This is a genomic window from Oleiphilus sp. HI0043 (assembly GCF_001634935.1).
This window is the reverse complement of record NZ_LWEY01001611.1, coordinates 45005-56235: the sequence shown is the minus strand read 5'-3', so window position 1 is coordinate 56235 and position 11231 is coordinate 45005. Positions and strand designations below refer to the sequence as shown.

Here is an 11231-nt window from a genome sequence, read left to right as displayed (position 1 = left end):
TCTTATCGACCATTGAACTTGTGAATCAACTTGAACAAGAAAAACTCGAAGGTAAAGCGGGACGCATTGCGAACAGGTTAAGCCATACAGACTTGGTTATCTTAGATGAACTTGGTTACTTGCCCTTTAGTCAAACGGGAGGCGCATTACTATTCCACTTGCTAGGCAAACTATATGAGAAAACAAGTGTGATTATCACGACTAACTTAAGCTTTTCAGAGTGGAGCCAAGTCTTCGGTGACGCAAAGATGACAACCGCATTACTTGATCGACTAACGCATCACTGTCACATCATTGAAACAGGTAACGAAAGTTACCGCTACAAAGAATCTACTAATAAACGAATTTAAAACTGGAAATAAAAGAAAAGTTCAGGCCATAATCTGGCCTCTCAGGCGGGTCAAAATTAAGTGCAAAAGCAGGGTCAGTTTTACATGCAAATTAACAGGCGGGCTGCCGTATTGCCTTTATACCAGGAGTAGAGGCCGATGCTTAAACATATGACTTGTGAAAGCATGGTTACGATTGTGCTGATGCTAATGATGTATTCGTATTCGATAATAAAGCAGAGTAAGCTTGTGGCAAAAGCTAGCGCCGCCAAGACTTTAATTGACAGGTCAAGCTTGAGAGACAGCACTCTTAAGTTGATGTAGGCGCGACAATATAAGAAGCCGAATGCAACGCTCATATTCATGAAGAAGGGGATGCTGATTTTCTGCCAATAGAGAGAGTTTGGCCATAAGGCTTGGAAGGCAACCCCTTTAATCCCACCCAGGTACAAGAAAAAGCAGATAAAGATACCGCTTAACCAGATATACATGACGTCTCTTAGGAATACGGCATTTACTGCTGAAATAAATAGCGCAAGAATTACGATCCCATAGAGAATGCCGAGCAGTAGCTTAACTTTATCTATTTCATGAAAGAAGGTGTCATTGGGCCATATTTGAAGGGGGACAAACATCGAACTAGAGGTATCGATGCGCATATAAAAAGTTTGGCTTTCGTTGGCTGGCGTGTTGTGTAAAAAAACGATATTTCGATAATCGATGTCTCGTTGCTCAAAGGGATAAGCATCACCTGCGATTTCTTTAGTATACTCGCCCTCACTATCTGGTATGAAGTATTCAATTGAATCAAGGATCGGGTAGCGAACCTCAAGGTACCAGCGTGTGGCTTCTGGGCTTATGTTATCGACTGAAAAGCGGAGCCAATATACTGAGTCAGTAAATCCTTTTGCAAGGCCATCGTTGGGAGCATTTTGCCATTTTAGACCATTATTATACTTTGAGTCCGCGGCCATAATATCTTCAAAAATAGAATGCCGTCTTTATCTTCGATGTATTGGGTGTAAATGCCTATATTTTCGGGTATTGACTCAGCGCTGAGCTTGTATCCGGGAAGTTGTTCAGAAAAAGCATAACGCCCTACAACGATGAGGATTAGTAATAGGAATAATTTAGCTAATGGGTGGCTGAGCCTGATTTTTCTCATCTAAACGGCTTTTTTATTTTTTGAGGTCGTCCAGAGAAGTTCATTGTGGACAGAATAGGTAGAGCTCGATCAGCCGGGCTAATTATGGAGCTCTTCTAAATATTAAAAATAGTACATAATGTCAGGAAAATCCTATTTTAAGATGCAAGAGAAGAGAAAAAACTTGTTTTTAGTCGTATGAATTCTTCTTTTGCCATTGGTCTTCGTCATCGAGAAAGCTATCCCACTCTTTGTTGCCTTCTTGTTTTTTAGCTTCTTCTTGTTCTCTGAATTTTTTGTTGTGTTGATCCGCTACTTCATCAAGCGCTTTGATTTTGGCTTTGTAAAGCGCAATAGCTTTTGCGGCCTGAGGGTGTTTGGCAAACTCTTTAAATGCATCAATTGCACTGTGGTAATTATGAATTGCAACTCTGGGCTTGCCATTGGCATTTGCCGCTTCGGCTCGGCCACAGAATAAGTCTGCTTTGGATTGGCAAATCGAAAGACTGATGTGATCCAGATATTTTTTTGCACTGCCGGCATTCAGACGCTTGGCCTTATGTTGTGACTGAATAAAGCGTTGAAGTACCTCCAGGTAGCCTCTCACTTCTTTGGCTTTGGCTTCTGTTTTTACGGGGACTGCCGGAAATTTGGGGTTGTTTTCGCGTAAGTTCTTTAGATAGTCATGATCAGCAGTGAGGTAACCTTGTAGGCGCTCGGTTTTATTTAAAATGATCAGTTCATTAAGCGTTTCAACTGAGCGCTCGGCGATCATGATGCGTAGCTCGTTGTTTAAGTACTGCGGGGGCAGGTCGTGAATCAACTGTTGCATGCGGTTATGTCGCTCAGTCAGCACATTGGTTTTGCGAATGCGCTCAACACGTGCTCGCTCGCGCGCTTGAGAAATATAAATAGCACCAATGCAAAGAAATATGATAGCAACGATGGCGATTGTAATAGTGGTTGTTGACATAGCTAAGATCTTAAAAAATATACAAAAGGTTAAACTGAAATTGCTTATACCTTTGAGTATAGACCAGCGTTTGTGATTTTCTATCTGGGATTTAGGGTGAAATGGTAAATGATTGTGCAAACTTTGATCGGATAGAATTTGGGGTTTGTCACATTTTCATGTAAAATCTGCCGCCTTTATTACGCACCTGGCGAAGAAGTTTACTTTTGCTAGGGGCAATTTCCTTGTTATTTCAAGTGTTGAGGCTGATACAAAGATGACAGAGCGCGTTCAAGCTGCAGGCCTGCAGGTCGCAAAAGAGCTATTCGATTTCGTAAACGAGAAAGCAATTCCAGGTACAGGCGTCGATCAGGATGCATTTTGGGCTGGTTTCAGCGCAATCGCTAATGAGTTGGCACCACGTAACCGCGAGCTGCTTGCAAAGCGTGATGACCTTCAAGCTAAGATTGATGCGTATCATTCTGAGCGTAAAGGCCAGTCTTTGGATTTCGCAGAGTACAAAGCATTTCTTCAGGAAATTGGTTACCTGGTAGAAGAAGGCCCGGCATTTGAAGCAACGACTGAAAATGTAGAGCCAGAGATCGCTGAAATGGCTGGCCCACAGCTAGTTGTGCCAGTAATGAACGCTCGTTTCGCATTGAACGCTTCTAACGCTCGTTGGGGTTCTTTGTACGATGCGCTTTATGGCACGAAAGTTATTTCTGAAGAAGGTGGCGCTGAAAAGGGCCCAGGTTATAACAAAGTACGTGGCGACAAGGTTATCGCTTATGCTCGTGGTGTATTAGACACGGCTGCACCTTTGGCTAAGGGTTCTCACGTCGGTACAACAAACTACGCAATCGTTGACGGTAAGCTTGCCGTGACACTGGCTGACGGTTCTACTTCAGGTCTAAAAGAAGAAGACAAATTTGTTGGTTACACCGGCGACGTAGCTGCACCAACATCTATTCTTTTGAAGAACAATGGTTTGCACATCGAAATCCAAATCGATGCGACTAGCCCAGTTGGTTCAACTGACGCTGCTGGCGTTAAAGATTTGATCATGGAAGCGGCACTGACCACTATCATGGACTGTGAAGACTCTGTTGCTGCGGTTGACGCAGAAGACAAAGTGACGACTTACGGCAACTGGTTAGGCCTAATGAAAGGCGATCTGGCTGAAGACGTAAGCAAAGGCGGTAAGACATTTACACGTGTGATGAATGCTGACCGTGAATTCACGGGTGTTGACGGTAATACTTTCTCTTTGAAAGGTCGTTCAATGTTGTTCGTTCGTAACGTAGGTCACTTGATGACTAACCCTGCGATTCTTTTGGAAGACGGTTCTGAAATTCCTGAAGGCATCATGGACGGTGTTGTGACAGCGCTTATCGCTATTCACGACTTGAATGGCAATAGCCCATTCAAGAACTCTACAACAGGTTCTGTCAATATCGTTAAACCTAAGATGCACGGCCCAGAAGAAGTGGCTTTTGCTAACGAATTGTTTGCACGTGTTGAAGATGCACTTAACCTGCCTCGCTTCACGATGAAGATGGGTATTATGGATGAAGAGCGTCGTACCACTGTTAACTTGAAAGAATGTATCCGTGCAGCGAAAGACCGTGTTGTATTCATCAACACAGGCTTCCTTGACCGTACCGGTGATGAGCTACACACGTCAATGTTGGCAGGTCCTTTTGTTGCTAAGACTCAAATGAAGCAGCAAGTTTGGATTAACGCATACGAAGATTGGAACGTTGATACAGGTTTGGAAACAGGCCTACAAGGTCGTTCACAGATTGGTAAAGGCATGTGGCCGATTCCTGATGAAATGGGCATGATGATGGAGCAGAAAGTGGGCCATCCTAAAGCGGGTGCTAACACGGCTTGGGTTCCTTCTCCTACTGCTGCAGCACTTCACGCAATTCACTATCATCAGATTGATGTATTTGCGGTTCAAAACGAACTTAAGACTCGCGAGCATGCAAACGTAGATGACATCTTAAGCGTTCCACTAATGTCTGCAGATGAAGTTAAGGCGCTAACGCCTGAATTCATTCAGAACGAAATCGACAACAACTGTCAGGGTATCCTGGGTTATGTTGTACGTTGGGTTGATCAGGGTGTTGGTTGTTCTAAAGTTCCAGATATCAACAACGTTGGTTTGATGGAAGATCGTGCAACATTGCGTATTTCTTCTCAGCACGTGGCGAACTGGTTGGAGCACGGTGTTTGTACCAAAGAACAGGTTGAAGAAAGCTTGAAGCGTATGGCAGCGATTGTTGACGGCCAGAATGCGGGTGATTCTGAATACATCGCCATGGCACCGTCTTTTGACGGCATTGCTTTCCAGGCAGCTTCTGATTTGATCTTCAAGGGCAAAGAGCAGCCAAGTGGTTACACAGAGCCGCTACTTCATGCTTACCGTTTGAAGTTTAAAGCGCAATAAGTGTTTACTCAGCCCCTGCTTATGTAGGGGCACAAAAAAACCGGCTGAATGCCGGTTTTTTTGTGCGTATTGATTAGCTAAATACTTAGGCGGCGCATATTGGCAGAGGGTTTAGCGTATTGCCAATGTTGGTCAAAGCTATCTCTGAGTCTCTGTGCGATCATATGATTGCTGTAGTTAACGAAGCCCGTGTAGCTATCCAGGTCTTTCCGGTAGATGCCGGCGTCAAAATCAACCGTTGTAATCATATCGCGGGGCCTGCTGGCGCCTCTTGGAATCACTCTTAATTCGATGAAGCTGGTCAATTTCTGGGCGAGGTCAATAAGTGGATTGTGATAGCCTGCACCAGTTCGATCATCGATTAATAGTATTCTAATTTTTGCCTGCGAGTTCCTCTTCGATAGATTCAATAGACATTGACGGATGTAGCTTTCTTTAAAGATAGGGTGTGTGATTGTGTCGGAAAGTATGGATATTTGTCTCTGGGCCTGTGAAAGCATGCTTCGATGAAAGCTAACAAACTGGTCTTGGTTATTGTACTTATATAAATGATTATCCTGAGATATTAACAGTGCCTTCCGTCCATCTGTTGACAAGTGAGGCTCTTCTGCTCGGACTTTAATATAATGCCTCAGACAGGGCATTTCCATATGGTATATCCCATCACGATTAGGCTCTTTGGCTGTCACGAATCCTTGAGAGGCAAAGAAGGCCTGATATTCTTGAAAGCATTCCAGGTAGAGCTCATCATAGTTAGACTTTGCGGCAGCTTTCATCGCTCGATGCAGAAGCTGGCGACCAAAGGACTTTCTTCTGCAGGAAGGGTGAATATATAGCTTATGGATATGGGCAGAGCTAGCGTCGTTATGCTTAACGACAACGTAGCCAATAATGTTATCACTGGCGACAAGTGCCTGGATAAAACCCTTCTCTACTTGATGAGCCTTATGAATATGCAGCCAGTCGTTATCGAGCTTGCATAGGCGACGATGTACCTCTAATGGAAGTTTATCCAGGGCATAAGTTTGGATTTTAATTTGACTCATAATATTTCAAATGATGTTACTGCATTATCAATCCATTATTATATCATGCTCAGAATAGAACAGCTGGGGTATGCAGGTCTACCGACTTTACCTGCTTTTTGCTAATTAAGAATAAGGCTCGCTATGTTGCACAATTTTGATGTTCAGGATTTTTTACTCAATTACTGGCAAAAAAAACCAATGCTTATTTCCAAGGCTTTTTCGGACCCATATTGGTTGGAGCCAAGTGAATTAGCGGGTTTAGCCTGTGAGGAGGATGTCGAGTCCCGAATAATTATGCAGTCTGATCAAAAGTGGCAGGTCGAGTGTGGGCCTTTTGAAGAAAGCCGGTTTCCTACTCTACCCAAGAGGGATTGGACGCTTCTGGTTCAAGGTCTTGATCAGTGGTCACCTGAAGTGGCGGAGATTTTAAGGTCTTTTGATTTCTTACCGAGCTGGCGTCTGGATGACATAATGGCTTCGTATGCGCCGGTTGGGGGAACCGTTTCCCAGCATTATGACTTTTTTGATGTCTTTCTAATTCAAGGAGAGGGGAGCAGAAAGTGGCAAGTAGGTCAGGTTTGTAGCGCCGACAGTGAATTGGTACCAGATACCTCTGTGCGTATCCTGACTGAATTTGAGCCTAAATTGGAAGTAACCTTGGAACCGGGTGATATCCTTTACATTCCCGCCAAGCATGCGCACTTAGGAGTCTCTGTAGAAAACAGCATGACCTATTCAGTTGGTTTTCGCGCTCCGAGCATTCGAGATATTGTCGACGGTGTAGCGACAGCAGCTTTGGAGGGCTTGAAAGAGGATGAGCGTTATCAGGATAGCATCGAGGCTTTAAAAGCTGCCCGAGGTAATATCCCTGAAGCTGCTATCACTCGCTTGCGTGAAATGTTGAGCGAGGCCTTGACCAATGAGACCTTGCTTGCAAACTGGCTAGGGGAGTATGTAACGGAAAGGAAGTATCCTGAGCTTGAGCTTGTCGGCGAAAGTATTGAGGATTGGGAGTCGCTCCTTGGTGAGGGTGAGCTAATTCAGCGTAACCCTGCTTCACGCTTTGCCTATACCACCTTCAAGGAGTGTCTGCTTTATGTTGATGGTACTTCTTATAAATGTTCAGCCGCATTGGCTGAAGAACTCGCCGACAGACAAGATCTTTGTCGTCAGCGAATACTAGATTTAGTTTCAGATAAACAGGATAAAAGCGTTATTGCCAACTTATTGGAAAGCGGTGCATTAGTGCTCGGAGATTTGTAGGCAGAGGTCACTGTGCCTCGCTAGGTGCTTCGAGCTATGTTTGAGCTAGCTCATGCTTGACTTACTATCTTCGTTAATAATATCCAGATTAAAAAGGCGGAGAAGGTGACGCCTAGTTTTCAAGATTGGAACAAATTTTTGCTGAACAATGCTTTTCGAGAAACTCTATAGGTGTTTGTGAAAATTCGGCTTTGAAAAAGCGCCTAAAGCCTGATGCTGTTTGAAAGCCAAGTTGTTCAGCCGTGTAATCAATGTTTTGCCTCATTTGAAATAAGTAAACTTTAGCAAGCTCTCTTCGGGCAATGTTGGAAAGGTGAGAAAACGACTCGCCGTGCTTATTAAGCCGTTTTTGTAATCCTCGAACAGATATATTTAGCTTGGATGCCAGCTTCTGACTATTAAAAGACTCTGGGTGGTTGTGCATTATCTGGCTGATTGCACGATACTCGAAGTCTTGCAATCGTTCAGATTTTTGCCAGAGGTCTAGAGACTTATTAAGGTAGAGTTGGTGCAAGGTTGGGTTGTGGCTAGATAGATCTCTGTATAATAGTTGATCATCAAACGTAATGATCGAAAGAGGTTGGTTAAAAGTTGCTTTGCAGTCGAAGTGCTTTAAGTAGCGATGTGAATAGGTAGGCGCAGGAAAATCAAAACATATATCAAGGGGTGTTACTGTGGAACAAATTATTTCTCGTAGAGAGTTTAAGGTATATGAGAAAACCGCCTCGGCGCAAAAACGTCGTTGTTGAATCGTTAGGTTTTTTTTGTAAGGGAAGGTTAGGGCAACACTCAAGCGACCTGGAGATTTATGAATAATAGGGTAATAGCTTGCTCCATGGATAAAGTGATATCGGCTAATCAACTCGAGTCTATTTGGTATAGGCAGGTTTATACCGGTACGGGACAAGCGCCAATTAGCCTTGAGAGTGAGAGTGAGATGATAGAGCGTGTCTCAATGACCCCTGGGGCAATTGGCTATATATACAATAATAACGATACAAAGATTCAGAACAATGAAAATATTAAGATACTTACTGTTTACTAGTAGTTTGCTGCTTGGCTCTCACTCTTCAAGCTTGTTTGCTGAGGAAAACGGTGACTGGTTTACACCTTTCTCGTGGGAGGCTTTTGTTAGCCAAAGCGTTATTTATAGTAGTGATTATGATTATCTGAGCCGCTCGGATGATGAGGCCTCGCTTGATATGTGGGAGGCAGGTTTACTATTTTCTACCACGGTCAAAGGGTCTATAGGCGTTTCCGCCCAGTTATTAGGTCGAAAGGTTAGTGAGTCGAGTGGTGAAGATATTCGTCTCGATTACGGGTTTTTTAGCTACCCGATTTATCAGAGTTTTGATCGTTCTTTGGGTCTTCGTTTAGGGAGAATACGTTCTTCTTATGGTTTTTATAATGAGACTCGGGATATTCCCCATACCCGAACGGGTGTGGTGATGCCGCAAGCCGTTTATTTTGACATGACTCGTAACTCCTTTTATTCCGCTGATGGTGTGGAATTCTTTGGTTCTTATGACCTATCTGGTGAGCCTTTAGCATTTCAACTTTTCTTGAGCCAGCCTGTTGCTGATAAAGATGAGTTGGAAGAGGCCTCACAACTTTCTCCAAGCAAACTCAAAGGAGATCGTAGCCTGTTAGCCAAAATAATATATGGAGAAGAGTTTGATGGTTGGCGTGCCTCCATAACGTACTTCAAACCAGAATACGAAGTATCAGTTGAGTTTCCTGCAGGTGACGACCCTTTGCTTATGATTGTTGAACCTGACGCGTCATTTTACTCCGAAAATATCGTTACATCACTTGAATACAACCAATTCCAATGGTCTGTCACGTTTGAGTATTTGCGCCATAAATTCCAGACTAATATTCCGGCACTGGCAAGCGAGGCTGTTAATGATTTTTATGAAGAAGCTTATTACTTGCAGAGTGTTTATCGTTTTGATGAATTCTGGGAAATGTATGTTCGCTATGAACAAACAAAGCTGAGGGGCTCGTCAGACCCAAAAAGCTCATTTGACGATGCTAATTTTGGTCTGGCATTTAGACCTGATGAGAACTGGCTTCTTCGCGCTGAGATTCATTATATTGAGGGTTACTCGAGGTTGTTTAGTCGTGATAACTCGATTTCAGACGAGCCGGATCCATACTGGACAGCAGTTCTTTTTCAGCTCGCCTATAGGTGGTAGTAGATGATTGACGAGACATTACCCTCAGGATGGAAAGACAAAGGTTTTAACATTAATTGGCAAACGTTTGGAGCGATTAGCCTTGTATTCACATTAATTGTGTTGGTCTTTTCTTTGTTGATGTCTCAGTGGAAAACGCATGAGTTTGAGTCTAACCGGCTTATTGTGCATGCCCAATATGAACAGCAATTAAATCGTTTGATAGAAACTTCTGCGGATAAAGTGATACAGCTAGCGAACTCGGCAAGTTTGAATAAAATTTTAATGGAGGCAATCCGGGGAAACGATGTCGAAAGTTTTCGCAGTGAAATAGAAGAGCTTGATTGGAATTTACAAGCCGATGGGGGATTGTCAGTATTGGCTTTGTTTGATACTCAGCTTGGTATATTACACTCGACTGACTCATTGCAACACCAAGAGAGTGTTAGGGAGGTGCTCCAGAGAGAAGCGCCCTCTTGGCGTGTAGATTGTAACTCTGTTTGCCGAATTGTGACTTACACTGCCATGCTTTATCAGGGGGATGTTTTGGGTGTCATCGTTCTGGCAGAGCCATTAAGTAATGTAATGCTTAGGTTTCAGCACGTCTCAAATATTGATACGGTTTTGCTAAGCAAGAATACGGACCCATTTAGTGCAGGGGTCAAGGGGCTGCCTGTTTCTCCATTTTGGGAGCGTGATCTAATGGCTTTAACCAACCCCTTGGAAAGCAGAGTCGTGCTTGATCAGGCTTCGCGTTCGTACTCTCTTGATGAATTAAGTCGCCGAATTCAGGTTTTGGATTTGTCTCCAAATATTTATGAATTGAAGGCGATGCCTTTGCAGCAAAATCAACTAGTTGTAATATCAAATGTGTCTGAAGACTACTCCTTATTAGATCAAACGATCTCTCAAACGTTCAGTTATAGTTTCTTAGCGTTGCTTGTCGGTGAATTTCTACTATTTATACTATTACGCCAGCCTTTACGTAAGCTACATCGTGCCGATGCAGTTGAGCGCTTGGCAGTCGAAACGTCAAATGCTTTGGATGCACGCACAGAAGCTTTGGAGCGCGAGAAACTATTATCAGAGAGTGTGAATGACTCAGTTCCTGTGGGTATCGCAGTAGTTGATGGTGGCGGGCGCTTATTGTCTGTTAATCGCTATCTAAAATCTTTATTTGAATTAAGCTCAGAAAGTCTCGAAGGGAGCTCGTTGGATTCTCTCATTCAGGCTAAGGGGGGCTTAGTCTCCCGGCGGCTTGAGGATATCACTAGAGGGGTTTTGTCAGAGTTTGAACATGTTGCTTATATCACTTCTGTGTCAGGGCATCAGCACTGCCTTTCTTGGCGTTATACGCCTGTTTATGGAGAGCAGGAAGAGTCTGTCTCTATCTCGTCTCGGCAAGTTTTGGTCATCGCGACACCTTTAGCTGAACCAACTATTGTAGATGAGAGGAAATGGTTGGATGTTCATGATACTGAAACAGGTATGTTAAACCAAAAAGGTTTAGAAGCGCGCCTGACTGATTTGATTGGCAGAGACGACCAAGCGTCACATGCCCTTGCATTGTTGCGAATAGAGTCTCAGTGGCGTGATGAGGTTAAAGCGTGCTTATCAACAGAGTTGGATAGCGCATTTAGTCTTGTTAGTTTGGATCGAAATGAAGTGGCGGTATTGATGCCTTCAACCTCACAACCGGATGCGGCCGGGAACCTGAAGCACTATTGTCGGTCTATCGGTGAAATAACACAGAAGGGCATTATGCCTTTAGGTGGTTTGCATGTTTTCACTTCCGTAGCGCGAGATCCTTTAACACTTATTCAGCACGCTAGAGATGATTTGGCCAGACGAATGTGCAATGAACCCTAAGGCAAATTGCGCACTGA

9 protein-coding genes are annotated in these 11231 nt (G+C 43.7%); 5 read left to right on the top strand and 4 right to left on the bottom strand.

Annotated elements, in window-relative coordinates:
• On the top strand, window positions 1–350 hold a 350-nt coding region (locus A3729_RS24315), incomplete at its 5' end, for an ATP-binding protein (RefSeq protein WP_197476026.1).
• A gap of 80 nt (window positions 351–430) precedes the next feature.
• On the opposite strand, the gene A3729_RS24310 is transcribed toward A3729_RS24315, so the two are convergent.
• Window positions 431–1303: a 7TM-DISM domain-containing protein gene (locus A3729_RS24310; protein ID WP_068507463.1), complete on the bottom strand. Its 873-nt coding sequence runs from the start codon at window positions 1301–1303 to the stop codon at window positions 431–433.
• A gap of 360 nt (window positions 1304–1663) precedes the next feature.
• Entirely contained in the window at window positions 1664–2446 is a 783-nt protein-coding gene (locus A3729_RS24305; protein ID WP_068507461.1) for a hypothetical protein, read from the bottom strand.
• A gap of 256 nt (window positions 2447–2702) precedes the next feature.
• Between A3729_RS24305 and A3729_RS24300 the strand changes: the two genes are divergently transcribed.
• Window positions 2703–4877: a malate synthase G gene (locus A3729_RS24300; protein ID WP_068507465.1), complete on the top strand. Its 2175-nt coding sequence runs from the start codon at window positions 2703–2705 to the stop codon at window positions 4875–4877.
• A gap of 77 nt (window positions 4878–4954) precedes the next feature.
• Here the strand turns inward: A3729_RS24300 and A3729_RS24295 are convergent, their stop codons facing one another.
• Window positions 4955–5923, bottom strand: a complete 969-nt coding sequence (locus A3729_RS24295) for a GNAT family N-acetyltransferase (protein ID WP_068507459.1) — start codon at window positions 5921–5923, stop codon at window positions 4955–4957.
• A gap of 123 nt (window positions 5924–6046) precedes the next feature.
• Here A3729_RS24295 and A3729_RS24290 point away from each other — a divergent pair, with 123 nt between their 5' ends.
• Window positions 6047–7168, top strand: coding sequence for a cupin domain-containing protein (locus tag A3729_RS24290; protein ID WP_068507457.1), 1122 nt, complete (start codon window positions 6047–6049; stop codon window positions 7166–7168).
• A gap of 112 nt (window positions 7169–7280) precedes the next feature.
• Here the strand turns inward: A3729_RS24290 and A3729_RS24285 are convergent, their stop codons facing one another.
• Complete coding sequence (locus A3729_RS24285) at window positions 7281–8075, bottom strand: AraC family transcriptional regulator (RefSeq protein ID WP_082880538.1); 795 nt, start codon at window positions 8073–8075, stop codon at window positions 7281–7283.
• Window positions 8076–8181: 106 nt separating this feature from the next.
• On the opposite strand from A3729_RS24285, the gene A3729_RS24275 reads away from it, so the two are divergent.
• Both A3729_RS24275 and A3729_RS24270 read left to right on the top strand, forming a co-directional pair.
• Window positions 8182–9366, top strand: a complete 1185-nt coding sequence (locus tag A3729_RS24275; RefSeq protein WP_068507451.1) for a hypothetical protein — start codon at window positions 8182–8184, stop codon at window positions 9364–9366.
• 3 nt (window positions 9367–9369) lie between these two features.
• Window positions 9370–11214 (top strand): cache domain-containing protein, encoded by a 1845-nt coding sequence (locus A3729_RS24270; protein WP_068507450.1) that lies wholly within the window; start codon window positions 9370–9372, stop codon window positions 11212–11214.
• Window positions 11215–11231 lie beyond the last annotated feature (17 nt).